Below are 533 nucleotides of genomic sequence, written 5' to 3'. Positions count from 1 at the left end.
TTGCAGGCAGCGTTGCTGTAGATAAGCTCATGAGTCATCCGACGAAAGGGCTAGATGCTAAACGTTAACTCACTTCCATGAAAATGAAATGGCCCTGGGGACACGGCGACGTGCTCCCTCTTACCCGACAACTAAATATTCGATGCCGAATCAACGAGTCTTCGTTAGTTCAGTCAAGGCGCTGACAATGAATTTTCTGGGCTTGAAGCCCCTAGTGCAGCGTCAGGACTAAGAATGAGTGTTGTAATGGGGGAGATTAGGATAAAGCGAACGAGGGCTTTATGCAAAAACGATACATCGTCCGATTGAGTGAATCAGAGAAGAGTGAACTGCACGAAGTCATCAAACGGTTGAACGGTAGCAGCCAAAAGGTTCGTCGTGCGCAGATTTTGCTAAAGGCAGATGCCGAAGGGCCGAACTGGACAGACCAGTCGATCGCCGAAGCCTTCAACTGTCGGCCCCAAACAGTGGAAAATATCCGCCGCCGGTTGGGAGAACATGGCTTTGAGGCGACGCTGAATGGGCTAAAACGC

1 protein-coding gene is annotated in these 533 nt (G+C 50.3%); it reads left to right on the top strand.

Translation table 11 applies throughout. The features are described 5' to 3' along the window. Window positions 1-281: 281 nt before the first annotated feature. A partial coding sequence (locus tag CKL79_RS22750; RefSeq protein ID WP_141242302.1) for a helix-turn-helix domain-containing protein occupies window positions 282-533 on the top strand: 252 nt, incomplete at its 3' end.

This window comes from Leptolyngbya sp. BC1307, from assembly GCF_002286735.1.
Lineage (GTDB): Bacteria > Cyanobacteriota > Cyanobacteriia > Phormidesmidales > Phormidesmidaceae > Phormidesmis.
This window is presented reverse-complemented; position numbering and strand designations above follow the sequence as displayed.